Origin of the sequence: Sphingomonas sp. EC-HK361, from assembly GCF_902498785.1 — a bacterium.
In the GTDB taxonomy this organism is placed as follows: Bacteria; Pseudomonadota; Alphaproteobacteria; order Sphingomonadales; family Sphingomonadaceae; genus Sphingomonas.
Genome location: NZ_LR701493.1, coordinates 878,907 through 905,605 on the forward strand (window position 1 = coordinate 878,907; position 26,699 = coordinate 905,605).

25 protein-coding genes are annotated in these 26,699 nt (G+C 67.0%); 19 read left to right on the forward strand and 6 right to left on the reverse strand.

The features are described 5' to 3' along the window. The first annotated feature begins 84 nt into the window (after positions 1-84). From ccmE to BOS5A_RS05630, 5 genes are read left to right on the forward strand one after another with little or no spacing between them, the layout of a single operon-like run. A complete protein-coding gene (gene ccmE / locus BOS5A_RS05610; RefSeq protein WP_151954178.1) occupies positions 85-516 on the forward strand; it encodes a cytochrome c maturation protein CcmE in 432 nt (143 codons plus the stop codon). Next, positions 513-2,447 (forward strand): heme lyase CcmF/NrfE family subunit, encoded by a 1,935-nt coding sequence (locus BOS5A_RS05615; protein WP_151954179.1) that lies wholly within the window; start codon positions 513-515, stop codon positions 2,445-2,447. Before ccmE ends, BOS5A_RS05615 begins: the two co-directional genes overlap by 4 nt. Continuing rightward, complete coding sequence (locus BOS5A_RS05620) at positions 2,444-2,971, forward strand: redoxin family protein (protein WP_151954180.1); 528 nt, start codon at positions 2,444-2,446, stop codon at positions 2,969-2,971. The genes BOS5A_RS05615 and BOS5A_RS05620 overlap by 4 nt, the downstream gene beginning before the upstream one ends. Next, on the forward strand, positions 2,971-3,375 hold the full coding sequence (locus tag BOS5A_RS05625; RefSeq protein WP_151954181.1) for a cytochrome c-type biogenesis protein: 405 nt from the start codon (positions 2,971-2,973) through the stop codon (positions 3,373-3,375). The genes BOS5A_RS05620 and BOS5A_RS05625 overlap by 1 nt, the downstream gene beginning before the upstream one ends. Further along, the gene (locus tag BOS5A_RS05630; RefSeq protein ID WP_151954182.1) at positions 3,375-4,022 is read left to right on the forward strand and encodes a tetratricopeptide repeat protein; all 648 of its coding nucleotides are present in this window, start codon (positions 3,375-3,377) and stop codon (positions 4,020-4,022) included. The genes BOS5A_RS05625 and BOS5A_RS05630 overlap by 1 nt, the downstream gene beginning before the upstream one ends. Here the strand turns inward: BOS5A_RS05630 and BOS5A_RS05635 are convergent, their stop codons facing one another. Both BOS5A_RS05635 and ald read right to left on the reverse strand, forming a co-directional pair. Beyond that, the gene (locus BOS5A_RS05635) at positions 4,023-4,241 is read right to left on the reverse strand and encodes a DUF3072 domain-containing protein (RefSeq protein WP_151954183.1); all 219 of its coding nucleotides are present in this window, start codon (positions 4,239-4,241) and stop codon (positions 4,023-4,025) included. Positions 4,242-4,294: 53 nt separating this feature from the next. Beyond that, the gene (gene ald / locus BOS5A_RS05640; protein WP_151954184.1) at positions 4,295-5,401 is read right to left on the reverse strand and encodes an alanine dehydrogenase; all 1,107 of its coding nucleotides are present in this window, start codon (positions 5,399-5,401) and stop codon (positions 4,295-4,297) included. A gap of 123 nt (positions 5,402-5,524) precedes the next feature. On the opposite strand from ald, the gene BOS5A_RS05645 reads away from it, so the two are divergent. Continuing rightward, positions 5,525-5,968, forward strand: a complete 444-nt coding sequence (locus BOS5A_RS05645) for an Lrp/AsnC family transcriptional regulator (RefSeq protein ID WP_151954185.1) — start codon at positions 5,525-5,527, stop codon at positions 5,966-5,968. A gap of 138 nt (positions 5,969-6,106) precedes the next feature. Continuing rightward, positions 6,107-8,023 (forward strand): potassium transporter Kup, encoded by a 1,917-nt coding sequence (locus tag BOS5A_RS05650; RefSeq protein WP_151954532.1) that lies wholly within the window; start codon positions 6,107-6,109, stop codon positions 8,021-8,023. Positions 8,024-8,150: 127 nt separating this feature from the next. Here the strand turns inward: BOS5A_RS05650 and greB are convergent, their stop codons facing one another. Beyond that, on the reverse strand, positions 8,151-8,627 hold the full coding sequence (gene greB / locus BOS5A_RS05655) for a transcription elongation factor GreB (RefSeq protein WP_151954186.1): 477 nt from the start codon (positions 8,625-8,627) through the stop codon (positions 8,151-8,153). A gap of 70 nt (positions 8,628-8,697) precedes the next feature. Continuing rightward, a complete protein-coding gene (locus BOS5A_RS05660) occupies positions 8,698-10,695 on the reverse strand; it encodes a lytic transglycosylase domain-containing protein (RefSeq protein WP_151954187.1) in 1,998 nt (665 codons plus the stop codon). A gap of 87 nt (positions 10,696-10,782) precedes the next feature. Between BOS5A_RS05660 and dapA the strand changes: the two genes are divergently transcribed. The 12 genes from dapA to BOS5A_RS05720 all read left to right on the forward strand — a co-directional run bounded on the left by dapA (position 10,783) and on the right by BOS5A_RS05720 (position 25,056). Further along, positions 10,783-11,667 (forward strand): 4-hydroxy-tetrahydrodipicolinate synthase, encoded by an 885-nt coding sequence (gene dapA / locus BOS5A_RS05665; RefSeq protein ID WP_151954188.1) that lies wholly within the window; start codon positions 10,783-10,785, stop codon positions 11,665-11,667. A gap of 58 nt (positions 11,668-11,725) precedes the next feature. Continuing rightward, complete coding sequence (locus BOS5A_RS05670) at positions 11,726-12,061, forward strand: hypothetical protein (RefSeq protein ID WP_151954189.1); 336 nt, start codon at positions 11,726-11,728, stop codon at positions 12,059-12,061. A 68-nt stretch (positions 12,062-12,129) separates the two neighbouring features. Further along, on the forward strand, positions 12,130-12,612 hold the full coding sequence (gene smpB / locus BOS5A_RS05675) for an SsrA-binding protein SmpB (RefSeq protein WP_151954190.1): 483 nt from the start codon (positions 12,130-12,132) through the stop codon (positions 12,610-12,612). Further along, positions 12,612-13,160, forward strand: a complete 549-nt coding sequence (locus BOS5A_RS05680) for a DUF2062 domain-containing protein (RefSeq protein WP_151954191.1) — start codon at positions 12,612-12,614, stop codon at positions 13,158-13,160. Before smpB ends, BOS5A_RS05680 begins: the two co-directional genes overlap by 1 nt. Before the next feature lie 72 nt (positions 13,161-13,232). Continuing rightward, positions 13,233-15,308, forward strand: coding sequence for a M13 family metallopeptidase (locus BOS5A_RS05685; RefSeq protein ID WP_151954192.1), 2,076 nt, complete (start codon positions 13,233-13,235; stop codon positions 15,306-15,308). 156 nt (positions 15,309-15,464) lie between these two features. Further along, positions 15,465-17,459 (forward strand): M13 family metallopeptidase, encoded by a 1,995-nt coding sequence (locus BOS5A_RS05690; protein WP_151954193.1) that lies wholly within the window; start codon positions 15,465-15,467, stop codon positions 17,457-17,459. 106 nt (positions 17,460-17,565) lie between these two features. Continuing rightward, a complete protein-coding gene (locus tag BOS5A_RS05695) occupies positions 17,566-19,953 on the forward strand; it encodes a hybrid sensor histidine kinase/response regulator (protein ID WP_151954194.1) in 2,388 nt (795 codons plus the stop codon). A gap of 54 nt (positions 19,954-20,007) precedes the next feature. Continuing rightward, a complete protein-coding gene (locus tag BOS5A_RS05700) occupies positions 20,008-20,361 on the forward strand; it encodes a response regulator (RefSeq protein WP_151954195.1) in 354 nt (117 codons plus the stop codon). A gap of 43 nt (positions 20,362-20,404) precedes the next feature. Then, the gene (ilvD, locus tag BOS5A_RS05705; protein ID WP_151954196.1) at positions 20,405-22,126 is read left to right on the forward strand and encodes a dihydroxy-acid dehydratase; all 1,722 of its coding nucleotides are present in this window, start codon (positions 20,405-20,407) and stop codon (positions 22,124-22,126) included. Continuing rightward, positions 22,113-22,505: a hypothetical protein gene (locus BOS5A_RS05710; protein WP_151954197.1), complete on the forward strand. Its 393-nt coding sequence runs from the start codon at positions 22,113-22,115 to the stop codon at positions 22,503-22,505. The genes ilvD and BOS5A_RS05710 overlap by 14 nt, the downstream gene beginning before the upstream one ends. Further along, complete coding sequence (locus BOS5A_RS05715; protein ID WP_151954198.1) at positions 22,502-23,863, forward strand: NAD(P)H-hydrate dehydratase; 1,362 nt, start codon at positions 22,502-22,504, stop codon at positions 23,861-23,863. The genes BOS5A_RS05710 and BOS5A_RS05715 overlap by 4 nt, the downstream gene beginning before the upstream one ends. Beyond that, positions 23,860-25,056 (forward strand): class I SAM-dependent RNA methyltransferase, encoded by a 1,197-nt coding sequence (locus BOS5A_RS05720; RefSeq protein WP_151954199.1) that lies wholly within the window; start codon positions 23,860-23,862, stop codon positions 25,054-25,056. Before BOS5A_RS05715 ends, BOS5A_RS05720 begins: the two co-directional genes overlap by 4 nt. Here the strand turns inward: BOS5A_RS05720 and truA are convergent. Next, positions 25,028-25,774 (reverse strand): tRNA pseudouridine(38-40) synthase TruA, encoded by a 747-nt coding sequence (truA, locus tag BOS5A_RS05725; protein WP_151954200.1) that lies wholly within the window; start codon positions 25,772-25,774, stop codon positions 25,028-25,030. The two genes, BOS5A_RS05720 and truA, sit on opposite strands and share 29 nt — an antisense overlap. Continuing rightward, on the reverse strand, positions 25,771-26,676 hold the full coding sequence (gene fmt / locus BOS5A_RS05730) for a methionyl-tRNA formyltransferase (RefSeq protein ID WP_151954201.1): 906 nt from the start codon (positions 26,674-26,676) through the stop codon (positions 25,771-25,773). Before fmt ends, truA begins: the two co-directional genes overlap by 4 nt. Positions 26,677-26,699: the final 23 nt, after the last annotated feature.

The following is a 26,699-nucleotide window of genomic DNA, read 5'->3' on the forward strand; positions in this document are numbered from 1 at the left end:
CGTCGCAGCGGCCTATGCCGTCACGCTCATCGGCGCGGTCGCGCTTGCGATCGTGAGCTATGCCCAGATGCGGAAGGCCGAGCGATGAAGGCGAAGCATCAGCGGCTGACGCTCGCCGCGCTCGCCATCGCTGCGATCGTGGGGGCAGGATTCCTCGCGCTGTCGGGGCTGAAGGATCAGGCGGCGTTCTTCTACGCCCCGTCGGACCTGCACGGGGCGCCCCCGCTGGGTCGTGCGGTGCGGCTGGGCGGCATGGTCGAGGGCGGGTCTGTCAAGCGCGCTGCGGACGGTGTGACGGTGCATTTCGTCGTGACCGACGGCAAGGCGACCGTGCCGGTCAGCTATGCCGGGATCACGCCCGACCTGTTCCGCGAGAGATCGGGGGTGGTCGCGGAAGGGCAGTTCCGCCCGGATGGCAGCTTTACCGCGACGAACCTGCTGGCGAAGCATGACGAGAAATACATGCCGCCCGAACTCGCCGGCAAGATGCACGAGACGAAGACGCTGCAGCAATGATCGCCGAAGCCGGGCTCGCCATCTTGTGGTTCGCAGGCGCGCTCGCCGCGCTGCAACTCGCGCTTGCTTTCGTGGGGTTGCGGCGTGGGCAGGCCGACGTGCGGGCGGCGGTGCGTCCCGTCGCGGTCGTGCAGGGCGTGCTGGCCGCGCTCGCCATGCTGCTCCTCATCACCGTGTTCGTGCGATCGGATATGTCGGTCGCGCTCGTCGCCAACAACAGCCATTCGGACAAGCCGCTAATCTACAAGATTGCAGGCGCATGGGGAAACCATGAAGGGTCGATGCTGCTCTGGGTCACGATCCTGGGGATCGCCGGCGGTGCGGTTGCGCTCCTTGAGCGGCGGCTGCGTGACGACACGCTGATCGCGACGCTGGGCGGGCAGGCGCTGATCGCGCTCGGCTTCTACGCCTTCCTGCTTTTCGCCTCGAATCCGTTTGCGCGTGCTATCCCTGCACCCCCCGACGGGGCCGGACTCAACCCGCTGCTGCAGGACCCCGGCCTCGCCTTCCATCCGCCGACCCTCTACATCGGCTATGTCGGGCTGTCGGTCGCGTTCAGCTTCGCCGTCGGTGCGCTCGTGACGCGCGATGTGGGGCCGGCGTTCGCCCGCGCGATGCGGCCCTGGGTGCTGGGCGCGTGGATTTTCCTTACGCTCGGCATCACCGCGGGCTCCTACTGGGCCTATTACGAGCTTGGCTGGGGCGGCTGGTGGTTCTGGGATCCGGTCGAGAACGCGTCGCTGATGCCCTGGCTTGCGGCGACCGCGCTCCTGCATTCGGTCACCGTCCTCGCGACGCGTGACGGCCTGCGGGCATGGACGGTGATGCTCGCGGTCGTCGCCTTTTCCATGTCGATGATCGGCACCTTCCTTGTCCGGTCGGGTATCCTGACGAGCGTCCACGCCTTTGCGGTCGACCCGAAGCGCGGCGCGTTCATCCTCGCGCTGCTCGCCATCTATATCGGGGGCGCGCTGGTGCTCTTCGCGCTGCGCATCGGGACCGTCCGGGCCGGATCGACCTTCGAGCTGGTCAGCCGAGAGGGCGGACTCGTCGCGAACAATCTGCTGCTGTCGGTGATCCTCGGGGTCGTGCTGATCGGCACGCTCTACCCGATCGTTGCGGCTGGCTTCGGCGTGCAGCTCTCGGTCGGGCCGCCCTTCTTCAACAAGGCGGCGGGGCCGGTCGCGCTCGCGCTCGTTGCGTTCATGGTGGTGGGGCCACTCATCCGCTGGCGGCGGGACGATGCGCAGGATCTGCTTTCGCGGATCACCGTGCCGATCGCGGTTGGATTGTTCACGATTGTCGCCGTGTTTCTCGGAACCGGCGGGATCAACCTTTTGCCGTTGCTCGGGCTGGGCTTCGCCGCAGCCCTTGCGGCGGGCAGCGTTGCGCCGCTGTGGAAGCGCGATCTGCGCAGGACGCCGCTGTTCACCTGGGGCATGGTGCTGGCGCATCTCGGCATCGCGGTGAGCCTCGCTGGCATGGCGAGCGACAGCGCGTTCACCAAGGAAACGCTCGTTTCTGTCGGCGTCGGTGAGCCGCAACGGGTGGGGCCGTGGTCGGTGACGCTCGACGGGATCAGCCCGGTCGTCGGCGAGAACTGGTCCGCGCTGGAGGCGCGCCTGACCGCGCGGCGCGATGAAGGCGCGGTCGTCATCCTGCGCCCGCAATCGCGGTTCTTCGCGTCGCCGGTGACGACGACGAGCGAAAGCGCGATCGCGACCCGGCTCGATGGCCAGCTTTACACCGTGCTCGGCCAGAGCGACGGCGCGGGGCGCTGGCAGTTGCGGCTGTGGTGGAAGCCGTTCGTGACGCTGATCTGGCTGGGCGGTGTGTTCATCGCGCTGGGTGGCGCCCTGTCGCTGCTCGGGCGGGTCCGCCGTGAGCGCCGCGCCGTCGTGCGCGAGATGCATGCGGGATGGGCGGCATGAAGCGCTGGGTCGTGTGGCTCCCCCTGCTCGGCGCGGCGCTGCTTTTCGCGGTTGTCGGCTATGCGCTTTGGAAGCCGCAGGACCGCACCGTGCGATCGGCGATGATCGGCAAGCCGATGCCGGCGATCACGCTGCCCGCGGCGATTCCGGGAAAGCTGGGCTATGAACCTGCCCGGCTCGCGAGCGGCAGTCCAAGGCTGGTGAATGTCTTTGCCAGCTGGTGCGTCCCCTGTGCTGCCGAATCGCCGCAGCTGATGGCGCTGAAGCAGGCGGGCATTACGATCGACGGCCTCGCGATCCGCGACAAGCCGGCGGACGTGGCGGATTTCCTCGCCCGCTACGGCGACCCCTATGCGTCGATCGGCGACGATCGCAACGCCCGCGTCCAGCTGTCGCTCGGCTCGTCGGGCGTGCCCGAGTCGTTCGTGGTGGACGGCAAGGGGCGGATCGTCCTGCAGCATGTCGGTGATATCCGTGCCGACGACGTGCCCGCGATCATCGCGGCCGTCCGGGACGCTCAGTGATGCGGCGCTTGGCCCTCACGATCGCTCTCATCGCAGCACCGGTGGCCGCGGACACCACGCTGCCGCCCGCGCACTTTGCCAACACGCAGCTCGCCGATCCCGCGAAGGAAGCGCAGGCCCGCGCGCTGATGGAGGAACTGCGCTGCCTCGTCTGTCAGGGGCAGGCGATTGCGGACAGCAATGCCGACATGGCCGGACAGATGCGCGCGCTCGTCCGCGAACGGATCGCGAAGGGGGAGCAGCCCGCCGCGATCCGCAATTGGCTGATCGAGCGTTACGGCGATTACGTCACCTATGATCCGCCGCTGTCGGGGGTCACCGCGCCTTTGTGGATCGCGCCGCTCGCGCTGCTGCTGATCGGGCTGCTGATCGCGCGGGTCAGCTTCCGGCGGAGGGCGCGCTGATGGGCTATGCGTGGATGGCGCTGATCGGGTGCGTGATCTTCGCGGTGCTGTGGCGCGCCGGGCTTTCGCGCCCGCTATGGTCGTTCGCTGGCGCAGCGCTGATGCTCGGCGCGGCGGGCTATGCCTGGCAGGGGCGACCGACGACGCCGGGACAGCCGGTTGCCGCCAACGCCGAGCCGATCGACGTCGATCCCACGATGACCGCGCTACGCGATGCGATGATCGGGCGTTATGCGGGCGACACCGCCTATATCGTCGCGTCGGACGCGATGATCCGCTCCGGCGACCTCGGATCGGCGACCGCGGTCATCCTTGGCGGCATCCGCAAATACCCCGACAGTCTCGCGCTGTGGACCGCGCTCGGCATGACGATGGCGCAGCATGACGGAGACGAAGTCTCGCCGCCTGCGCTGTTCGCGTTCCAGCAGGCGATGCGCCTGTCGCCGGATCATCCGGCGCCGCGTTTCTTCCTGGGGACGGCCTATATCAAGGCGGGGCAGTTCCGTGAGGGGCGCTTCTGGTGGGCAAGGGCGCTGGCGTTGACTCCGCGCGAGGCGCCCTATCGTGCCGAGGTCGCGGGGCGGCTCGTCGTACTCGACCAGCTGCTGGCGATGGCGGCAGCCACATCGCAGCCGCCGCCCCGCTGATTACTGCCCGCGGCCGGTCGCGGCCTGCAACTTGTCGATCCGCTTCGATGCATCGGCTTTGGTCAGCGTATCGTCGAACGGCTCGCGAGCCTCTTCGCTGAGGGTCTTGAGGTAACTCGCCTGCGCCCCGGTCATCGCTTCGTCGCCGGTGGTCCAGTCGTCGGGATCCTTCTCCGCGTTCGAGAAGGGCTCGGTCTTGGGGTTCGCATGATCGGTCATCGGGGACTTCCTTTCGAAAGCCCCCAACGCCGCATGTTCCATCAATGTTCCGTTCAGGCGATCCAGGCGTTGAACGGCAGGTCCAGCGCCTCGGCGACCGCGCGGTGGCGGATCTTGCCGCCCGAGACATTCAGGCCGTTGGCGAGATGCGCGTCGGCCTTCATCGCGGCCTCGGCCCCCATGTTGGCGAGACGCAGCGCGAAGGGCAGCGTCGCATTGTTGAGCGCGAACGCCGAGGTGCGCGCGACCGCGCCCGGCATGTTGGCGACGCAGTAATGGATCACGCCGTCGATCTCGAACACGGGATCCTCGTGCGTGGTCGCGTGGCTCGTCTCGAAGCAGCCGCCCTGATCGATCGCGATATCGACGAGCACCGATCCGCGCTTCATCGTTTTCAGCATGTCGCGCGTGACGAGCTTGGGCGCCGCCGCGCCCGGGATCAGCACGGCGCCGATGACCAGGCTCGCGCTCTTCACCGCCGCCGCGATCGCTGCCTTGGAGGCGTAGGCGGTCTTGATCTGGCTCGAGAAGAACATGTCGAGTTCGGCGAGACGATCGTTCGAGATATCGTAGATCGTGACGTCGGCGCGCATTCCGACCGCCATCTGTGCGGCGTTCACGCCCGAGATCCCGCCGCCGAGAATCGCGACCTTCGCCGGCGCAACGCCGGGGACGCCGCCGAGCAACACGCCGCGGCCGCCCTGCTCCTTTTCGAGATAATGCGCGCCGACCTGCACCGCCATGCGGCCGGCAACTTCGGACATCGGCTTCAGGAGTGGCAGGCCACCGCGCGGCGAGGTGACGGTTTCATAGGCGATACACGTCGCGCCGGACTTCATCAGCCCTTCGGCCTGCGGCTTGTCGGCGGCGAGGTGAAGATAGGTGAAGAGCAGGTGGCGCGGTTCGAGCAGCGCGATCTCACTGGCCTGCGGCTCCTTGACCTTCACGATCAACTCGGCTGCGGCGAACACTGCGGCAGGATCGGGCAGGATCGTCGCGCCCGCCTCGACATAGTCCGAATCGTCGAAGTCGATGCCCGAACCCGCCTTTGTCTCTACGAAGACCTCGTGGCCAGCCGCTGTCAGCTCCGCGACCGAGGGCGGGGTGAGCCCGACGCGGTATTCGTGATTCTTGATTTCCTTCGGAATGCCGATCTTCATGACTATTCTCCTCTCGTTTGATCCGCTCTTAGCCCGTAGGACACGCGAGAGGCTGGCAAAGATCGCACCAAATCGCGGCCGAATCTGGAAGAATTTGCAGATAATGTGCGCTATCCGCACGAAATGCCCGATCAGATCGAAGCCCGGATTCTCGCGCTCCTGACCCGCGATGCCGATCTGACGAGCGCGGCGATCGGCGAGGCGGTGGGGCTGTCGGCGAGCGCGGCGCATCGCCGGGTCAGCCAGCTTCGCGCGCGCGGGCTGATCGAGGGCTACCGTGCGGTGCTGTCCAAATCGGCGCGGGGCGACCCCACGATCGTCATGGTCAACGTGACGCTGCGCGATCAGCGGCAGGAGACGATGGTCGCATTCGAACGCGAAATCGTCGGCTGTCCGGAAATCCGCGAATGCTATCTGATGAGCGGGGAGGCGGACTATATCCTGCACGTCGAGGTGACCCGCGACGACAGCTACGAGCGCGTGCACCGCGAAATTCTCGCCCAGCTCCCCGGGGTCACGCGGCTGGCATCGCACTTCGTCATCCGCGAAGTCATCAGCCGTTCATAACTCCCCCAATGCGGTCGTGATTGCCGTGCTCGTAAGCCCGTGCTAGGGGCGCCGCCTTCGCGATGAGGGGCTTCAAGCGATAATGCGTGATCCTGACGCACGTTCGGACGTTTCGACCGTCTTGTGACCGACACATCCATCGTCGACTCGCCGCCCGCATCGTCGCCCGACGATGCAGGGCACGGCGCGCACGGACACCATGACGGGCTGCTGAAGCTCGCGGTGGGGGCCGTCGGTGTCGTTTTCGGCGATATCGGCACCAGCCCGCTCTATGCGTTTCGCGAAACCTTCGCAGGGCACCACAAGCTCGCGCTCGACCCGGCGCATATCATGGGCGTCGTCAGCCTGATGTTCTGGTCTATGATGATCGTGGTCACGCTGAAATACGTGTCGATCATCATGCGCGCGGATAACAAGGGGGAGGGCGGGAGCCTCGCGCTTCTGGCGCTCGTGTCCGGCAAGACGAAGACGCGGCGCTGGTCGTCGGGGATCATCGTGCTCGGCGTCTTCGCGACCGCGCTGTTCTACGGCGACAGCATGATTACCCCTGCGGTGTCGGTATTGTCGGCGGTGGAAGGTCTCGCGGTCGCCGCGCCGGCGTTCAGCGGGCTCGTCCTGCCGATCGCGCTCGTGATCCTCGTCGCACTCTTCACCATCCAGAAGAGCGGGACGAACAAGGTCGGGCTGTTCTTCGGACCCGTCATGCTCATCTACTTCGCGGTCATCGCGGTGCTCGGGTTGCTGAGCGTCATCAAGACGCCGGGCATCCTGTGGGCGCTTTCCCCGCATTATGCGGTCGAGTTCTTCCTCATCGATCCGGTCCGCGCGTTCCTCGCGCTCGGCTCGGTCGTCCTCGCGGTGACGGGGGCGGAAGCGCTCTACGCCGATATGGGGCATTTCGGGCGCAACCCGATCCGCGTGTCGTGGCTGTTCTTCGTGCTGCCGGCGCTGATGCTGAACTATATGGGGCAGGGCGCGCTGCTCTACCGGCTGGGGATGCCGGCGCTCGAAAGCCCGTTCTACATGCTGGCGCACGAGAGCCTGCGGCTGCCGCTGGTCGCGCTGGCGACGATGGCCGCGGTCATCGCCAGCCAGGCGGTGATATCGGGCGCCTTCTCGGTCACCCACCAGGCGATCCAGCTCGGCTTCATGCCGCGCCTCAGGATCGCGCACACCAGCGCCGCGACGGTCGGGCAGATCTACATCCCGATCGTGAACTGGGTGCTGATGACGATGGTCATCATCCTCGTCCTGTTCTTCCGCACCTCGTCGAACCTCACCTCGGCCTACGGCATCGCGGTGAACGGTGCGATGACGATCGATACCTGCCTGCTCGGCGTGCTGCTGTTCCGCCTGTGGCACTGGCCGAAATGGGCGGCGATCCCGATCCTGACGCTGTTCTTCATCGTGGACGGCGCGTATCTCGCGGCGAACCTTACCAAGGTGCCCGCGGGCGGCTGGTTCCCGCTGCTCATCGGCCTCATCATCTTCACCTTCCTGACTACGTGGTCGAAGGGGCGCAAGCTGATGATCGCGCGGATGCGCGACGGAGCAATGCCGATCAAGATCTTCATCGAATCCGCTGCCAACGCCGCGACGCGGGTGCCGGGCACGGCTGTGTTCATGACGTCGTCGCCGGACGGCGTGCCCCACGCGCTGCTGCACAATCTGAAGCACAACCGCGTCCTTCACGAGCGCATCATCCTGCTGACCGTGAAGGTCGTCGACAGTCCGTATTTTCCCGATGCCGACCGCTTCAAGCACGAGGATCTGGGGCAGGGCTTTCACCGTCTGATCCTGCGCTATGGCTTCATGGAGGAGCCCGACGTGCCGGCATGCCTCAAGACGTTCGGCGAGTGTGGCGCGGCGTTCAAGATGATGGACACCAGCTTCTTCCTGTCCCGCCAGACGCTGCTGCCGGCGGAGCGCCCCGGCATGTCGATCTGGCGCGAGAAGCTGTTCGCGTGGATGCTGCGCAATGCGGAAAGCGCGATGGAGTTCTTCCGGCTGCCGACGAACCGCGTGGTCGAACTGGGCAGCCAGGTCGAGATTTGAGCGTTGGCTAATCCTCCCCTGCAAGGAGAGGGGGACCAGCGAAGCTGGTGGAGGGGTGTCGCGCTATGGAGAGGATGCTACCCCTCCGTCAGCGCTGCGCGCTGCCACCTTCCCGTCCAGGGGAGGATCAGGGATAGCGGATCGCCAGCACCTCATAGTCGCGTTCGCCCGCCGGCAGCATCACGCGCCGCACGTCGCCGATCGCGGCCCCGCGCAATGCTCGCGCGAGCGGCGAGTCCCAGCCGATCCGGCCTTTGCCCGCGTCCGCTTCGTCGTTGCCGACCAGCGTCAGCACCCGCTCGCGGTCGTCCTCATCGACGATCGTGACGGTCGCGCCGAAGAACGCGCGGTCGCGGTCGCCGGCTCGCGCGGGATCGACGACCTTCGCCGCCTTCATCCGCTTCGAAAGCCAGCCGAGCCGCCGGTCGATCTCGCGCAGGCGCTTGCGGCCGTAGATATAGTCGCCATTCTCCGATCGATCGCCATTGCCAGCCGCCCAGGCGATCGTCTCGACAAGTGCAGGGCGCTCGGTGGCGAAGAGCCGCTCATATTCGGTGCGAAGCGCAGCATAGCCGGCGGGCGTGATGTAGTTCGGGCGGTCCATCCAAACCCAATCTACCCCCGCGAAGGCGGGGGTCCAGTCTGGGTTCCCGCCGTCGCGGGAACACATCAATTCAACCCGGCCGGTTCTTGCCCAGATACCAGCTGAGGTTCGCCGGTCCGCGGCTCTTCGCACGCTGCGGGTTGATGAGGTCATAGACGACCGCATTTTCCAGCACGCGCTGGACGTAGTTTTTCGTCTCCATGAACGGGATCGCCTCGATCCAGTCGACCATGTCGGTGCCGCCGGTGCGCGGATCGCCGTTCGCGGCCAGCCACTTGTTCACGTTGCCGGGGCCAGCATTATAGGCCGCGATGGCGAGCGGGTAGCTGCCATACATGTTGAAGATGCGCTGGAAGTAGCTGGAGCCGAGCTGGATGTTGTAGCCGGTGTCGGTCGTCAGCGAGGCGGGATTGTAGCCTAGGCCGAGCTTGCCCGCCTGCTCGCGTGCCGTCCCCGGCATCAGCTGAAGGAGCCCGCGCGCGCCGGCCGAGCTCACAGCCGCCCGGTCGAACTGGCTTTCCTGCCGCGCGATCGCGTGGATCATCGTCCATTGATCGCCGAAGCTGGCGGGAATCGCGACCGTCGGAAACCCCGCCGCGCTGTAGTCCGTAAAGCCGTTCTGCATCGCGCTGCGCCCGACCATCACGCCCAGATCGGGCCTGTCGAGCGTGCCGGCAAGCTCGGTAGCAAGGACATGATCGTCGTCGGTTGTAGCGTCGTTCGCGATCTGCCGCACGAACGCGCTCTGCGTCTGCCAGTCGCCGATCGTGCCCAGCATCTGCGCCGCGCGCACGACCTCGCTGTTGTAGAAGGTGCTGCGCTGCGCCTGCGATACCGCGCGCGGCTGGAACGCCGGCGGCGCGGTGAGCGCGCGGCCGAGCCTTTCGTTCGACAGCTGTCCGTAGAAATTGTCGCGATAGCCGCCGGCGCGTGCGAGAAACGCCTGCGCGTCCGATTGCCGCCCCGCGCTCTCCGCCGCGCGTCCGGCCCAGTAGAAGCCCTTCGCCTTCGTCGTCGGCGCGAGGGCGGCACGACCGTAGCGATCGTACATCGTCATCGCGTCCGCCGGCCGGCCGAGCTTCATCGCCGCCTGACCCGCAAGCCAGGCGAGGCTGGTATAGTCGTCGCGCTCGCCATAACCCTGCGCCGATACATCGGTGCCGGCGGGATAGGCGTCGTCGATCTGCCGCGCGATGTCATAGGCGTTCTGCCACTGGCCATCGGCCGCCGCGGCGCGCGCGTTGGTCAGCAGCACTTCGTAGAATTTCTCGACATTGCCCGGGCGCGTGGTGAGCGTGCGGGTGCGCGCGAGCCAGCTGCGCGCGCTTGGCGACGCGCCCGAATTGCGCAGCCATGTCGCGCGGTCGGCAATGTAACCGGCATCGCCAAGGCCCTGCGTCATTGCGATGTCGCCGAGCTGCGACGCATCGGGGGTGTTCATCCGAAACGCGAGCCGGGCCGCGAACAGCGCGCGCCGCTGCGGGCTGACATAGGCGAGCTGGCGCTGCGCCGCGCCCGTCTGGTTCTGCCACAGCAGCGAATCCATCCGCGTGTCGTGGATTTCGGGGGTGAACGCGCTGCCGAAGCGCGCCAGCGCCGCCGCTTCATCGGCGGGGGTCAGGGCACCCTTGCGCCAGGCACTGCGCGCGGCCTCGTAAGCGGCGCTCTGATTGCCCATCGCCATCAGCGCATTGGCATAGGCGATGCCGGCGGTTGCGGTCATCGGCGGGAAGCGGCTGAAATACGCGACTGCGCTGGACGGCGAGGCGGTAGTGGCCTTGCCCTCCGCCATCCGCCGGATCGCAGCCTGGGCGGGCCAGCCGGGATGCGCCATCAGGAAGGAGGAATAGCTGTCGAAGGGAAGCGCGCTCGTCTGTTGCACCGCCTTCCACTGCGCGATGCCCTGCGCGATCACGCCGTTATTGGCCTGCGCCGCCGCCGGATTGGCCGACATGTTGGCCATCTGGGTCCGGTATTTCTCCAGCCCGTCCTGAACCGCGGGAGTGGAGGCGGCTACCCCGGCCAGCAGCCCCACCAAAATGCTCGATCTGGTTACCGTTACGCCCATGTGGACAGAGTAACCCACGAACCCGTATCTGTCCTGAACGAAATCCCCCTTTCGCCGCATTTTTTCGCGCGCAGGAGCTGCAAGTCCATGTTTTCCGGATCGATCCCGGCGCTCGTCACGCCTTTCGACGATGACGGCAACTTCGTCGAATCCGCCTATCGCGACCTCATTGAATGGCAGATCGCGGAAGGGTCGAGCGCGCTTGTCCCCTGCGGCACGACCGGCGAAGCGGCGACGCTGACGCAAGGCGAGCAGTTCGCGATCGTGCGCGTCTGCGTCGATCAGGCGCGGGGGCGGGTGCCGGTGATCGCGGGCGCAGGATCGAACGATACGCGGGTCGCGGCCGACAACATGCGGCTGGCGAAGGAGAGCGGGGCGGACGCCGCGCTCATGGTTCCGCCCTACTATAACCGCCCGAGCCAGGAGGGCATCTTTCGTCATTTCGAGGCGCTGGCGAAGGACGCGCCGCTGCCGGTGGTCCTCTACAACGTGCCAGCGCGTACCGTGACGGACATCCAGCCCGAGACGCTGGCGCGGATCGTGACGGCCTTTCCCGAGGTCTTCGTTGCGGTGAAGGACGCCAGCGGCGCGCTTGCCCGCGTCAGCGAGCACCGGGCCGGCGTCGGCGCAGACTTCTGCCAGCTATCGGGCAATGACGATCTTGCGCTTGCGTTCAATGCGAATGGCGGGGTGGGGTGCATTTCGGTCAGCGCGAATGTCGCACCGGGGTTGTGCGCGGCGTTTCAGGCTGCCTGCGCCGACGGCGATTATGCGACGGCCCGCGATCTCCATGATCGGCTCTTCCCGCTCCACGTCGCGCTGTTCACCGATGCGTCGCCGGGGCCGGTGAAATATGCACTGTCGCGGGTGAAGCCCGAATTCCCGCGCGGGCTGCGGCTGCCGATGACATGGCCGGGCGAGGCGTCGCGCGCCGCGGTCGATGCTGCGCTGACGCACGCCGCAATCGTCTGACGGGACGCCCTTATTCGGCCCCAATGCACGCGCACCTTCCAAATCCAGGGAGTGCGCGATGCCGGCGATGTCGATGGTCATGCTTCAGGTTGTGACGGTCGCCGGCCCACCCGCTCCGCAGCCGCACGTGGTTCCGAAGCCGATCGAGGTCACGGGGCCGTGTGCCGCGGGGCATCAGCCGCGGCAGGATGACGAGATCGTCGTCTGCGCGCGCCCGCAGGAGGCATTCCGGTTGCGGCCGCTTCCTGACCGCTACGTGCCCACGAAGGGCGTTCCCAAGGCCGAGGTCAAGGTGTTTGGCAACGCCAAACTTTCCGCCGAGGCGGAGCAGGGGGCCGATGCGCAGGGCGGGCCGATCAATCGGGCGATGGTCCGTCTGAAAATCCCGTTCTGACCCCTGCGCCGCATCATCTGGACGAACCGGCCTTGCCGTAGGTCCTCCCGACCCCCTACATCGCCGCCATGTCGCGTCCCAAACCCGCCACCTTCGACAAGAAGAAGATCGTCGCCGAAAACCGCCGCGCGCGGTTCGACTATGCGATCGACCAGACGTTCGAGGCGGGAATCGCGCTTACCGGTACCGAGGTGAAATCCCTGCGCTTCGGCGAGGGATCGATCGCGGAGAGCTATGCCGAGGTGAATGGCGGCGAGGTTTGGCTCATCAACGCGAACGTGCCCGAATTCGCGCACGGCAACCGTTTCAATCACGAGCCCAAGCGGCCGCGTAAACTGCTGCTTCACGAGCGTGAGATAAACAAGCTGCACGGTGCGGTGGCGCGCGAGGGCATGACCCTTGTCCCGCTCGTCGTCTATTTCAACTCGCGCGGGCGCGCGAAGGTGGAGCTTGCGTTGGCGAAGGGCAGGAAGGCGCACGACAAACGCGAGCATATCAAGGAGCGCGACTGGAAGCGCGAGGCCGGTCGCATCATGCGCGATCACAACTGATGGCATCCGCACCGGCGAGCGGATGGGGACGGATCGCGGCGTGGAGCCGGCGCAACCTGCCGACCCGCGAATCGATGGAGAAGAGCCGGCTGCTGCGCCCCGTCGCGCACCGTGTCCTTGCGCCCGAACTCTGGCGTTTCACCCGCCGCTCCGTGCCGCGCGGCGTTGCGCTGGGGATGATTACCGGCATTCTGTTCCCCGTCGCGCAGATACCGTTATCGGCGCTGCTCGCGCTGCCGTTTCGCGCGAACGTGCCGACCGCTGCGCTGACGACCTTCATCACCAACCCGTTCACCACGCCGTTCCTGTGGGCGCTCGCCTACTGGATCGGACGGATCGTGCTGCGGCTCGATCAGGTCGTGCCCGGCACGCCGCTTCAGGACGCGGCGCAATCGACGTGGATGCAGTGGCTGATGTCGGATGCCGCCCCGGCGATCGCGGTCGGGCTGTTGATCGTCACCGCGGTGTTCGCGGTCGGCGGCTATTTCCTCAGCCTGTTCGGCTGGCGGGTGTGGATCGCACACAAATGGAAAACTCGTCACAGCTGAAACGGAATTGACGAGGCGTATCAGCCGGCTACAACACGCAGCATTCGACTCCCGAAAAACAGAGGATGCTCAATGCGCAAGTCGTTCGTCGTCGTCAGCCTGCTCGCCACCGTCGCCGTCGGCACGGTCGCCTTCGCCCAATCCTCGCCGCCGGCACCGGTTCCCGCCGCTGCGACGACCAGTGCTCCCGGAAAGCCGAAGCTCGGCGATTTCGGCGTCGATCTGACCGCGATGGACAAGAACGTCGCGCCGGGCGACGATTTCTATAATTACGTCAACGGCGCGTGGATGGCGCGGACCGAGATTCCGGCGGACAAGGCCAGCTGGGGCGGCTTCGGCATCCTGCGCGACCTGTCCGACACCCGCACGCGCGCGGTGATCGAGGATGCGGCAAAGGGCAGTCCGGCGCCCGACAGCATTCAGGGCAAGATCGGCATTACCTATGCCAGCTTCATGGATCAGGCCGCGATCGAGAAGGCGGGTGCCGCCCCGCTGAAGCCGTATCTGGACAAGATTGCGGCAATCAAGACGCCGACGGAACTCGCGGCGGCGTTCGGTGAGGCAACCAAGCACGGCATGGACGTGCCGATCGGCGCCGGCATCCAGCAGGACCTGAAGGACAACACGGTCTACGCCGTCTATATGGGACAGGGCGGCCTCGGCCTGCCGGACCGCGACTATTACCTCGTCGACAATCCCAAGTTTGCCGACGTCCGCACCAAATATGTCGCGCATATCGCCAAGATGCTGCAGCTCGCCGGTCAGCCCGATCCGCAGGGCGCCGCGCAGCGGATCTACGATCTCGAGAAGCAGATCGCGCAGGTCCACTGGGCACGCGCGGAGCTGCGTCAGGTCGAAAAGGGCTACAACCCGATGATGGTCGCCGATCTCGGCACCAAGATGCCCGGGTTCGACTGGAAGACTATGCTGGCCGCGCAGGGCTTGGGCACGCAGACCCGCGTCATCGTCGGCCAGCCATCGGCGCTGACCGGCACCGCGAAGATCGTCCAGGCGACGCCGATGTCGACGTGGAAGGAGTATCTTGCCTATCACACGATCAGCGACAAGGCGTCGCTGCTGAGTTCGCCGTTCGTCAACGAGAATTTCGCCTTCTACGGCACCACGCTGTCGGGCACCCCGCAGCTGAAGGAGCGGTGGAAGCGCGGCGTCGATCTCGTCAACGGATCGATGGGCGAGGCGGTAGGCCAGATCTATGTCCAGCGCTATTTCCCGCCCGAGGCGAAGGCCAAGGCCGACGAGCTGGTCCGCAACCTGATCAAGGCGATGGACCTTCGCCTGCAGAAGTTGACCTGGATGGCGCCGGAGACGAAGGTGAAGGCGCGCGCGAAGCTCGCCGCGTTCACGCCGAAGATCGGCTATCCCGACAAATGGCGCGACTACACCTCGCTTCAGGTCAGGTCTGGCGACGTGCTCGGCAATGCGGAGCGCGTGGCGGAGTTCGAGTATAATCGCCAGCTCAACAAGATGGGCAAGCCGGTCGATCGCAGCGAGTGGTTCATGACGCCGCAGACGGTCAACGCCTATGCGAACCCGCTGATGAACGAGGTCGTCTTCCCGGCCGCGATCCTCCAGCCGCCCTTCTTCGATCCGAACGCCGATCCGGCGGTCAATTATGGCGGGATCGGTGCTGTCATCGGGCATGAACTGAGCCACCACTTCGACGATCAGGGCCGCAAGTTCGATCCCAAGGGCAATTTCGCCGACTGGTGGACGCCGCAGGATGTCGAGCGCTTCAATGCGCTGACCGACAAGGTCGTTGCGCAGTATGGCGCGTATCAGCCGGTCGCGGGAATGAACGTCAACGGCAAGCTGACGCTGGGCGAGAACATGGCGGACCTCGCAGGCATCAACGTCGCCTATGATGCCTACAAGATGTCGCTGAACGGCAAGAAGGCGCCGGTGATCGACGGCTACACCGGCGACCAGCGCTTCTTCATGGGCTTCGGCCAGGTCTGGCAGACCAAGAGCCGCGAGGATGCGATCCGTCAGCAGCTCACCACCGATCCGCACACCCCGGGCCAGTGGCGCGCCTATGTCGTGCGCAACCTTGACCCCTGGTACACGGCGTTCAACGTCAAATCGGGCAAATACTACCTCGCGCCCGACCAGCGTATCCACATCTGGTAAGGACATAATCCTCCCCGGCACGGGGAGGGGGACCGTTCGCGAAGCGAATGGTGGAGGGGCCCCAGCCACAAGCGCTATCGCCTTCGGCGAGGCCCCCTCCACCATGCTTTGCATGGTCCCCCTCCCCGTGCCGGGGAGGAACTAAGGAGGAAGATCATGAAAGCCTATTGGATCGCGGGCCTGCTCGCCGCCACCGCCGCCGCCGCGGTCGCTGCCGGCCCGCAATATGGCACGTTCGGCTTCGATGAGGCCGGCATGGACAAGTCGGTCGCGCCTGGCGACGATTTCTATGCCTATGCCAATGGCACATGGGCGAAGAAGACCCCGATCCCCGCCGACGAATCCAATTACGGTGCCTTCAACGTTCTCGCCGACCAGTCGCGCGAGCAGACCCGCGGCATCCTGGAGGCCGCTAAGGCCGATCCCAATTCCAAGATCGGCACCGCCTATGCGACCTATCTCGATACCGCCGCGATCGACGCCGCTGGACTGAAGCCGATTCAGCCGTGGCTCGCGAAGATCAAGGCGACCGACAAGGCTGGCTATGCAGCACTCGTTGCCGAGGCGGATCGCAACGGCGTGGGCACGCCGTTCAACTCCGGCGTCGGGCAGGATTCCAAGGCGCCCGACACCTATATCGTCGGGCTGCGCCAGTCGGGGCTCGGACTGCCCGACCGCGATTATTACATCAGCGCCGACCCCAAGCTTGCCGAGGCGAAGGCGGCGTATCGCACCCACATCGCGAAGATGCTGACGCTCGCCGGCGAACCGAATGCCGACGCGCGCGCCGCCGCGATCGTCGATTTCGAGACAGAGATCGCGAAAGTCAGCTGGACGCGAATCGACAGTCGCGATGCCGACAAGACCTACAACAAGATGGCGGTCGCCGATCTGGTGAAATCGGCGCCCGGGTTCGATTTCGTGACCTATTTCAAGGGCGTCGGGACGCCGGTCGACACGCTGATCGTCGCGCAGCCGACCGCGGTCACCGGCATTGCTCGCCTCGTCGGCGCGGCACCGATCGGGGTGCTGCGCGACCAGCTTCTCGTCCGCTCGCTCGACGGGTTCGCGCATGTCCTGCCGCGCGCCTTCGATGCCGAGCAGTTCGCCTTTTACGGCACGACGCTGAACGGCACTCCGCAGCAGCAGGAGCGGTGGAAGCGGGGAGTCGACTGGACGCAGGGCGCGCTGACCGACGACGTGTCCAAGCTCTATGTCGCGAAATATTTTCCGCCCGCCACCAAGGCGGCGGCGGATGCGCTGGTCAAGAACGTCATCGCCGCGATGAACCGGCGGATCGACAAGCTCGACTGGATGGCGCCCGAAACGAAGGTGAAAGCGCACGCCAAGCTCGCGGCCTTTACCCCGCGGATCGGCTATCCCGACAAGTGGCGCGACTATTCGGCGCTTCGGATTGCGAAGGGCGATGCGTTCGGCAATGAACTGCGCGCGAACCAGTGGAGCCACGACTACAATACTGGCAAGCTGGGCAAGCCGATCTATCGCTGGGAATGGGGAATGACCCCGATGACGGTGAACGCGCAGGCCAATTTCGGGCTCGTCGCTATCACCTTCCCCGCCGCGATCCTGCAACCGCCCTTCTTCGATCCCAAGGCCGACCCGGCGGTCAATTACGGCGGCATCGGCGCGGTCATCGGGCACGAGATGAGCCATCATTTCGACGATCAGGGCGCGAAGTTCGACGCGAAGGGACGCCTCGTCCAGTGGTGGACCGACAAGGATGTCGCGGCGTTCAAGGCGCGCACCGATGCGCTCGCGGCGGAATATGATGCGTACGAGCCGCTCCCGGGCATGCACGTGAAGGGCAAGCTGACGCTGGGCGAAAACACCGCAGACCTTGCCGGGCTGACAGCCTCCTACGACGCGTATCATGCCTCGCTGAACGGCAAGCCCGCGCCGGTGATCGACGGGTTCACCGGCGACCAGCGCTTCTATCTGGGCTGGGCGCAGGTCTGGCGGCGCAACTACCGCGAGGCGAACCTGCGCCAGCGGCTGCTCACCGATCCGCATTCCCCGTCGGAGCAGCGGACGTGGATCGTGCGCAATCTCGATCCCTGGTATGCGGCCTACAAGCCGACGCCAGGGCAGAAGCTGTATCTGAACCCGGATCAGCGCGTCAGGATCTGGTGACCTCGCGGATTTGACCGCACGCGCGGCACGCGGCTCGACCGGCGGTGCTGCGCGCAGCGGTGAAGCGCCTTGACGACGGCCGCTCGCGGGCGTGAAGAGGACGGCGATGGCCTCCCTTCCGATCAGTGTGCAATCCGGGTTCGGCCCGCGCGGGGCGATGGCGATCGCGGTGGGGGCGGGGATCGCAGCGGCGCTCGTCATCCTCTGGCTCGTCGGCAGCGTAGAGCTGGCGGCAGGATTCCTGGCGAGCAGCCTCGTCTTCGGCGGCACGGTCATAGCCTGGCGCTTGTTCGGCAAGCGCGGCGAGGCGGATGTGCCCGCGGTTGACTGGGGCCTGGCGCGGGAGATCGCGCAGGCGAGCGACGACGCGGTCGCGATCACCGATCGCAGCGGACGGCTGGTCTGCGCGAACGACCGCTATGACGATCTGTTCGCGGGGTTTCCCACGCCGCCGAACCTGCCGCTCGACGGCAATGGCGTGGCCGAACTCGGCGCGGCCGGGCGGGCAGCCTGGCGCGACGGCACGGCCGCGCTCGATCGGCTTGCGATCCGGGGCTTGCCCATCACCGTCGCCATCGCGCGGACGGGAGCGGAGCAGGACATGCTCGTCTGGCGCTTCGGCGGCGGTGTCGTGCTCGACCGGCTCGTGGCCTTCGCACAATCGCTGGGCGGCGAAACAGGGGACCGCCTGGCATCGGCGGGGATCATGGCCGCGCTCATCCAGCCCGATGGCCGCATCCTCGCCGCCAACCGCGTCCTGCGCGCCCGCGCGGTGGGGCGCGAGGGCGCCTCGATCGATGGGCGCGATTTCGCGCAATTCCTGATCGCCGATGCCGAAGGACTGGTCCGGTTCGAGCGCGAGGGGCTGGACGGCAATCCGCTGCGTCTCGTGCAGATTCCCTTTCTCGACGGCGAGGAGACGCCGCTGCTCGTCGCGCTGCTCGATGAGGATGGTCGGGGTCAGCCGAGGCTCGGCGCGAGTGCTGCGGCTGATATCCGCAGCCTTGTAGGGCTGATCCCGTTCGGCATGGCACTCGTCGATCGCGAGGGGCGGTTCATCCAGTTGAACGAAGCATTTGCGCGCGCCGCCGGGATCGATCCGGCGAGCGCACCGCTATATCCCGGCGATCTCGTCGTGCGTGAGGACAAGACCGCGGTCGCCGACGCCGTTCGCCGGTTCGCTGGCGGCGCGACGCATTCCACCGACATGGCGGTGCGACTTAAGGATCACCCCGACGAACCCGTCGCGCTGACCATCGCGAGCGCGCGTGGGCTCGGCGATGCGGCGGTGCTGCTCAGCCTCAAGGACAATAGCGAGGAAAGCCGGCTGAAGCGCGAAGTCGCGCAGGCGACGAAGATGCAGGCTGTCGGCCAGCTTGCCGGCGGTGTCGCGCATGATTTCAACAACATCCTGACCGCAATTATAGGCCACTGCGACCTGATGCTGATGCGTCATTCGCCGGGTGACAGCGATTATGACGATATCCAGCAGATCAGGACCAACTCTAACCGTGCCGCCGGCCTGACGCGCCAGCTGCTTGCGTTTTCGCGCCAGCAGACGCTTCGCCCGCAATTGTTGCAGTTGCCCGACGTCGTTTCCGAAGTGTCGAACCTGCTGAAACGCCTGATGGGCGAGACGGTGAAGCTGGTGGTCAAGCACGGCCGCAACCTGGGCCCGGTCCGCGCCGATCCGGGGCAGCTCGAACAGGTCGTCGTCAATCTCGCGGTCAACGCGCGCGACGCGATGGTGTCGAGCAACGCGAGCGGCGGTACGCTCACCATCCAGACGCGGTCCGTGTCGATCGCAGAGGTACGCCGGCTGGGCGAGGATATCCTGCCGCTCGGCGAATATACCGCGCTCGAAGTGTCCGATACCGGCACCGGGATTCCGCCGGAAGTGCTGCCCAAGATTTTCGAGCCGTTCTTCACCACGAAGGAGGTCGGCAAGGGCACCGGGCTCGGCCTCTCCACGGTCTATGGCATCGTCAAGCAATCGGGCGGGTATATCTTTGCGGATTCCAAGGCCGGGCAGGGCGCGACCTTCACCATCTATCTGCCCGTCCACACCGCCGCCGCGACGCCGAAGCAGAAGGCCGCCGCCAAGCCGCGCCAGAGCGATCTGTGGGGATCGGGGACCGTCTTGCTGGTCGAGGACGAGGACATGGTCCGCGCGGTCGCCGAACGCGCGCTCGCACGGCAGGGTTATACTGTGCTGACCGCCGAGAATGGCGAGGCCGCGCTGGAGGTGATCGAGAAGAATCCGCGCCCCGATCTGCTCATTTCAGACGTGGTGATGCCGACGATGGACGGGCCGACGATGGTCCGCCAGGTGCGCAAGCGCTATCCTGATCTGCCCATACTGTTCATGTCGGGCTATGCCGAGGAGCAGATGCGCAAGTCGATCGACCTCGACAATGTTTCCTTCCTGCCCAAGCCCTTCTCCGTTCAACAGCTTGCCGAGGCGGCACGCGACGCGCTGACCCCGCTCGGCTGACGCAGCCTCGCAGCGTCGCTTGCGCAAATCCGCGATGCCGTTATGCATCGCCGCATGACGTCGCCCTCCCGTGTCCTCATCGTGGAGGACGAGCCGCTGATCGCCATGATGCTCGAGGACTTTCTCGACATGCTGGATCGACAGGTCGCAGGCACCGCCGATAATTGCGCGCACGCGCTGGCGCTGATCGAAGGCGGCGGCATCGATGCAGCCATTCTCGATGTGAACCTGCGCGGCGGCGAGCGGAGCTGGCCGGTGGCGGATGCGCTCGCGGCACGCGGGGTGCCCTTCGTCGTGGCGACGGGCGGCGGCGATGATAGCGTAGAGCCGGCACATCGCGGGCGCCCGCGGCTGCAGAAGCCCTTTACGATGGATCATGTCGAAAAGGTTCTGGGCGAACTCGCGTAATTTCCTTGCGTCTTATGTCATGGGAACGACATAGGCGATCGCCATGAGCCAGAGATTCGACAAGTCCCGCCTGCCGAGCCGTCACGTGTCGGTCGGCCCCGAACGCGCGCCGCATCGCAGCTATTATTACGCGATGGGGATTCCTGAGGCGGACATCGCCAAGCCGTTCGTCGGGCTGGCGAGCGCGGGGAACGACAGCGCGCCGTGCAACACGACGCTCGATGCGCAGGCCGATGCGGCACGCGCCGGGGTGATCGCCGGCGGCGGGATGCCGCGGCGCTTCAACACGATCACCGTCACCGACGGCATCGCGATGGGGCATCAGGGGATGAAATCCTCGCTCGTCAGCCGTGAGGTCATCGCTGATTCGGTGGAGCTCTCGGTGCGCGGCCATTGCTACGACGCGCTCGTCGGCTTTGCCGGCTGCGACAAGTCGCTGCCGGGCATGATGATGGCGATGCTGCGGCTGAACGTGCCGTCGATCTTCGTCTATGGCGGGTCCATCCTGCCCGGCCACTTCCACGACAAGGACGTGACCGTCGTCGATGTGTTCGAGGCCGTCGGCCAGCATGCGGCTGGAAACTGCCCGTTGCAGGAACTCATCGAGCTGGAAAAGGTCGCCTGTCCCGGTCACGGGGCGTGCGGGGGCCAGTTCACCGCGAACACGATGGCGTGCGTCGGCGAGGCGATCGGGCTGTCGCTGCCCAATTCGAACATGATGCCCGCCGCCTATCCCGATCGCGCCGCGCTGGCCGTTGCGGCGGGCGAGCAGGTGATGGAGCTCGTCGCGCGCAACATCCGCCCGCGCGACATCTGCACCCGCGCCGCGTTCGAGAATGCCGCGCGCGTCGTGGCCGCGACCGGCGGATCGACCAACGGCGCCTTGCATCTGCCGGCAATGGCGAGCGAGGCGGGGATCGCGTTCGACCTGTTCGACGTCGCGGAAATATTCAAATCAACGCCTTACATCGCCGATCTCAAGCCCGGTGGGAAATATGTGGCGAAGGACATGTATGAAGCCGGCGGCGTGTACATGCTGATGAAGACGATGCTCGATGGCGGGTTTTTGGACGGCAATTGCCTGACAGTTACGGGCAAGACGCTCGGCGAGAATATCGATGAGGTGACGTGGAACCCGGACCAGAAGGTCATCTATGACGTGAAGACGCCGCTCAGCCCGACCGGCGGCGTGGTGGGCTTGCGCGGCACGCTCGCGCCCGATGGGGCCATCGTGAAAGTCGCCGGCATGCACCGCCTGCAATTCGAGGGACCGGCGCGATGCTTCGACTGCGAGGAGGACGCCTTTGCCGCGGTCGAGGCGCGCGCGATCCGCGACGGAGAGGTCATCGTGATCCGCTACGAAGGGCCGAAGGGCGGACCCGGGATGCGCGAGATGCTGTCGACGACCGCCGCGCTCTACGGCCTTGGGCTTGGCGAAAAGGTGGCGCTCATCACCGATGGGCGCTTTTCGGGCGGAACGCGGGGATTCTGCATCGGCCATGTCGGCCCGGAGGCGGCGGACGGCGGACCGATCGCGCTCGTCGAGGATGGCGACCTGATCCGCATCGACGCCGAGGCGGGCACGATCGATCTTGAGGTGAGCGAGGATGTGCTTTCCGCGCGCCGGGAGGCGTGGCGCCCGCGCGTCAACGATTATCAGGCGGGCGCGCTCTGGCGCTATTCGCAGACCGTCGGGCCTGCGTATAAGGGCGCGGTCACGCATCCGGGAGCCGCCGCCGAACGCCATGTCTTTGCGGATATCTGACGCCTCATCGCGGCTGCTCCTCGCTAGTGTTGCGCTCGCGGTGACGAGCGGCTGCGGCCGGCCCAAGCCCGACGATGCGGCGGTGACGAAGGTGGAGACTCAGGCGCGCGCCGACGCGGGCGAGGTGCTTTGCGCACGTGGTGATGCACCGCTGGCCAAGGTCTGTTCGCTCGCCCGCGCGCAGGACGGGCATGGGCTGTTCCTGACGATCGCCTTTCCGGACGGCGGCTTCCGGCGCTTCGTCATCCCGAACGACGGAACGGGAATCGCCGCCGCTGACGGAGCCGAGCGGGCGGAAGTGACGACGCCAGCGCCGGACCGCGTCGATGTGGCAATCGGTGGCGATCGCTTCCGGTTGCCCGCGACGATCGCGCCGTGACCCCCATCGCCGGGATGCCGGTGCTGACCGCCGATCAGATGCGCGCGGCAGAAGCGGCGCATGGCGATCTGGCAGGACTCATGGAGCGCGCCGGGACCGAGGTCGCCGAGGCGGTGCGGCGGCTGGCTGGCGGTGCGGAGGTGCTGATCCTCTGCGGCCCCGGTAATAATGGCGGCGACGGCTATGTCGCCGCGCGTATCCTCGGCGATCACGGACACAGGGTGCGGGTCGCAGCGGCCGGCGAGCCGCGCACGGAGCTGGCACGGGCCACGCGGCAGAGGTGGCCCGGCGCGGTAGAACCGCTTGCCGACGCTGCCCCGGCGCCGATCGTGGTCGATGCGCTGTTCGGCACCGGGCTGACCCGTGCGCTCGACGTGGGCCATGCCGAACCGCTCGCTCGTCTCTGCGGCAAGGCGCGGCTCAGCATCGCGGTCGATCTGCCGAGCGGGGTCGCGACGGACGATGGCGCGGTCCTTGGCGACGTGCCGCGCTTCGACCTCACCCTGGCGCTGGCGGCGGTGAAGCCCGCCCATGTCCTTCAACCCGCGGCGAGCCGCTGCGGAACCATCCGCCTGCTCGACATCAGGCTGGCGATGAGGAGCGATGCGGCTGTCCTGGCGCGGCCTGACCTTTCACCGCCGGCGGCGGACGCGCACAAATACAGCCGCGGGATGGTGGCGGTCGTCGCGGGCGCGATGGACGGGGCGGCGCGGCTGGCGGCGACGGCGGCGATGCGAAGCGGCGCGGGGTATGTCCTGCTGCTCGGCGGCAGCGGCGGGCCGGATGCGCTCGTGCGGCGCGATCATGATGCGGATGCGCTGGCGGATCCGCGGATCGGCGCGATCGTCATTGGACCCGGCCTTGGACGCGACGACCGCGCACGAGAGCGTCTGTCGGACGCGCTGGCGTCGAAACACCCGGCGATCATCGATGGCGACGCGCTTCATCTCCTCGATCTGGCCGAGATCGCTTCGCGCAAAGTGCCGGCGATCCTCACCCCGCATGCCGGGGAATTCGACGCCCTGTTCGGCAAGTCGGACGCGAGCAAGATCGACCGGGCACGCGATGCGGCGGCACGGAGCGGCGCGGTGGTCGTGTTCAAAGGCGCCGACACCGCCATCGCATCGCCCGATGGCCGCATCCGCATCGATACAGGTGCATCGCCCTGGCTATCGACCGCGGGAACGGGGGACGTGCTCGCCGGCGCGTGCGGCGCGATGCTCGCCGGGCTGCACGATCCGTTCCGGGCGGCCTGTGCCGCGGTCTGGCTTCACACCGACGCCGCACGCCGGTGCGGCGCGGCCTTTATCGCGGATGATTTGGCGGGAGCGCTCACCGCGGCTAGAGCCCGCGCATGACCTCCATCATTCGTGTCGCGGCTCGCGGCGAGGGCGTCGCAGTGGACGGCCGCCACATTCCCTTTGCCGCGCCGGGCGATGATGTTGCGGCGGACGGCACGGTCGTGCCCGGCCCGCACCATCAGACGCCACCATGCCGCCACTTTCCGACCTGCGGTGGCTGCCAGCTCCAGCATCTCGACGACGAGAGCTGGTCGGGTTTCATCGTCGATCGCATCGCGGGGGCGCTTGCCGCGCAGGGGATCGAAACCGACATCCGCACGCCGCTGCTGTCCCCGCCGCGGACCCGCCGCCGCGCGACGCTGCATGCCGAGCGCAAGGGCGGCCGCATCGTGCTTGGCTTCACCGAACCGTCGAGCCACACGATCGTCGACATCACCGAATGCCACGTCCTTGCGCCCGATCTTTTCGCGGTCGTGGCGCCGCTGCGCAAGCTGCTCGCGACGCTGAGGTTGAAGCGCCGCGCCGACATTCACCTGACCCGCGCCGATCAGGGCATCGACCTTCTCGTCACCGGGCTGTCGCCCGACGGGCTGGCGGCGGCGGAAACGGTGACGGCCTTTGCCGAACGCAACGCGCTGGCCCGCTTCGCCTTTGACGATGGCTATGGCGCCGAGGTGCGCTGGGAGCCGCAGCCCGTCACGATCACCCTCGGCGGCATCCCCGTCGCACTGCCGCCGGCGTCGTTCCTGCAGGCGACCGAGGAAGGCGAAGCGGCGTTGGTTGCCGCCGTGCGCGAGGGGATGGGCGATGCGCAGCTTGTGGCGGACCTGTTCTCCGGCCTCGGCACCTTTGCGCTCTCGCTTGCGGGCAAGGTCTATGCGGCGGAGGCGGCACGCGATGTCGTTATGGCGTTGAAATCGGCCGCTTCCGCCCGCCACCGGCCGGTCTTTGTCGAGCACCGCGATCTTTTCCGCCGACCGCTGACGCCAGCGGAACTCGATCGCTTCGAGGGGGTCGTTCTCGATCCCCCGCGTGCCGGAGCGCGCGAGCAAGCGATCGCGCTTGCTGCCAGCAGGACCGGGCGTGTCGCCTATGTTTCGTGCAATCCCAGCAGCTTCGCACGCGATGCGAAGACTTTGGTCGAAGGCGGGTGGCGGCTCGATTGGGTGCAGCCGGTCGGTCAGTTCCGCTGGTCGACCCATGTGGAGCTCGCGGCGCAGTTCAGTCGGTCGGATAATCCGCCCGGGTGAAAAACAGCCCGTCAGGCGGCGCATTCAGCCCGAGCGCTGACCGATCGCGGGCGTCGAGCGCGGCGGCCATGTCGTCGGGCGACCATTTCCCCTGACCCACCAGCGCGAGGCAGCCGACCATCGAGCGGACCTGATGGTGCAGGAACGAGCGCGCGGACGCGAAGATATCGATGCGGTCGCGGTCCGCGACGACATCCAGCCGGTCGAGCGTGCGGATCGGGCTGTCCGCCTGGCAGTGTGCGGAGCGAAAGGTCGTGAAGTCATGCCGCCCGACCAACCGCGCGGTGCCGTCCGCCATCGCGGAGGTGTCGAGGGGCGCGGGTATCCGCCAAGCCAGCCCGCGTTCGAAGGTCAGTGGCGCGCGCCGGGTGATGATGGTGTAGCGATAGTGCCGCTTCACGCAGGTGAACCGCGCATGCCAGTCGTCGGGAACCGCGGCGCAGGCGAGGATCGCGACGGGCGCAGGCCGCAGGCGCGCATTGATCGCTTCCATCAGCCGGAATGCGGTGATCGGCTTTTCGATATCGACATGCGCGCGCATCGCGGTGGCGTGGACGCCCGCATCGGTTCGCCCCGCGGCATGAACCTGCGCGGGAGCGCCGGTAATGGCGAGCAGCGTGTCCTCGATCGCCTGCTGCACGCTTGGTCCATGTGACTGGCGCTGCCAGCCCATGAACGGGCGGCCGTCATATTCGATCGTCAGCGCAAAGCGCGTCAAAGCTGGGTGCCCGCGGGGATCGGGAAGCCGCGCAGAAGGTCCGCCACGCTCATGACGCCGCGCCCGGCGCGCTGCACGGAAAGCGGCTGGATCGCGCCGGATGCGCAGGCGATGGCGAGGCGATCGTCGATGACCTGACCGGCGCGGCCAACGCCGGTTTCCGCGATTGCCGCCGCGAGCACACGCACGCGCTCGCCTTCGTGCTCGAACCACGCGCCGGGCGGGTTGAAGGCGCGGACCTGCCGCTCGACCGCTTCGGCGCTTGCCGAGAAATCGAGCCGCGTTTCCGCCTTGTCGATCTTTGCGGCATAGGTGATCCCTTCCTCCGGCTGGGCGCGGGGCGGATAGGCGTCCGGGTCGGCGAGGACCTGAACCATCAGTCGCGCGCCCATCGCGGCCAGTTCCTCGGTCAAGGCGCCTGCGGTCTTGTTCGCGGTTCGCGTGCGTTTCTCGAGCAGCACCGGGCCGGTATCGAGCCCGGCCTCCATCTGCATGATGCCGACGCCCGTTTCCGCATCCCCGGCGAGGATTGCGCGCTGGATGGGTGCGGCGCCGCGCCACCGCGGAAGGAGCGATCCGTGCACGTTGAGGCAGCCCAGGCGGGGAGCGGCGAGGACGGGTTTGGGGAGGATCAGGCCATAGGCCGCCACCACCGCGACGTCGGCCCCGAGGGCCGTGAAATCGGCTTGTGCCGCGGGGTCGCGCAGCGTCACCGGCGTCCGCACTTCGATGCCGAGCGCCTCGGCCCGTTGGTGGACGGGCGAGGGCATCAGCGCCTTGCCGCGCCGCCCACCCGCGCGGGGCGGCTGGCTATACGCTGCGACGACGTCGTGCCCCGCGCCGACGAGCGCCTCCAACGTGGGCACGGCGAAGGCAGGCGTTCCCATGAAGATGATCCGCATGCCGCTTCTCAACGCGCTGGCGC